Annotated in this window: 1 protein-coding gene and 3 tRNA genes; all 4 read right to left on the minus strand. The window is 45.3% G+C overall.

All coding sequences use genetic code 11. The annotated features are described in order from the left end of the window. Nucleotides 1-16 precede the first annotated feature (16 nt). Nucleotides 17-103: transfer RNA gene (locus A3739_RS04970), tRNA-Leu, on the minus strand. 31 nt (nt 104-134) lie between these two features. Continuing rightward, nucleotides 135-208: transfer RNA gene (locus A3739_RS04975), tRNA-Cys, on the minus strand. Nucleotides 209-491: 283 nt separating this feature from the next. Continuing rightward, nucleotides 492-567, minus strand: a tRNA-Gly gene (locus tag A3739_RS04980). A 99-nt stretch (nt 568-666) separates the two neighbouring features. Beyond that, the coding region (gene pgsA, locus A3739_RS04985) for a CDP-diacylglycerol--glycerol-3-phosphate 3-phosphatidyltransferase (RefSeq protein WP_068500553.1) at nt 667-1,202 on the minus strand (536 nt) is incomplete at its 5' end.

The following is a 1,202-nucleotide window of genomic DNA, read 5'->3' on the forward strand; positions in this document are numbered from 1 at the left end:
GGAAACAAAAGAAAAATGGTGCCCGGGGCCGGAATCGAACCGGCACGTCCCGAAGGACGACAGATTTTAAGTCTGTTGCGTCTACCAATTTCGCCACCCGGGCAGGGGAGCTACCAACTCTTATACATCAAGAGTGGAGGCGCGAGCCGGAGTCGAACCGGCCTACGTGGATTTGCAATCCAGTGCATAACCGCTTTGCTATCGCGCCACATTTTGTATGGTGTTTAAGTGCTTTCGATGAACAAGGATTGCTACATCCAGTGCACTTTTCACCTTGGGTCGTACAATCGTACTCAGCGCTTTGCTATCGCGCCACATTTTGTAAGGTGTTTAAGTGCTTTCGATGAGCAAGGATTGCTGCATCCAGAGCACTTTTTACCTTAGGTCGTACAATCGTACTTAGCGCTTTGTAGTCGCGCTACTTAAAAAAGCACGTGTATTATAGTGCCCTTTTAACAAAAACGCCTCGGGGTTTCCGAGGCATTTTTATTTGGAGCGGGAAACGAGATTCGAACTCGCGACCCCGACCTTGGCAAGGTCGTGCTCTACCAACTGAGCTATTCCCGCGTAAACCTTTTATCGCGTTTAGGCTGTTGCCTTGCGAAGAGGCGCATATATTAACGAATCAAATTAAGGAGTCAAGCACCTTTAAGCACTTAATTTTAATTACTTTTCGTTTGCGAATAATGCTCCCCAAGAAGCGGCTAAATATTGAACCATTGACCACAAAGTTAAGACTGCTGCGATAACGATCAAACCGTAACCAAACCAGAATGAAGCTTCAATTTTTGCACCAATCAGCAAAAAGAAAATCGCACTCATTTGGCACATTGTTTTCACTTTGCCTATATATCCAACTTTCACATTATCGTGTTTACCTTGTTGCGCCATCCACTCTCGGAGAGCAGAAACGACAACCTCTCTCCCTACAATGATAATTGCAGGAATCGTTATCCACCATACGCCAAACTCTTCAATAATCACGGCAAGTGAAATCGTCACCATCAGTTTGTCTGCAACCGGATCCAAAAACGCTCCAAATAGCGTCATTTGATTCCACTTACGTGCTAGATAGCCATCAAACCAATCGGTGACGCCAGCAATCCAAAATAATGCTGCGCACGCGTAATAGTTCCAATCATAAGGAAGGTAAAAAGCGATCACGAAAACGGGAATCAAAACAATACGCGATAGCGTAAGGA

Source organism: Oleiphilus sp. HI0067 (assembly GCF_001635735.1).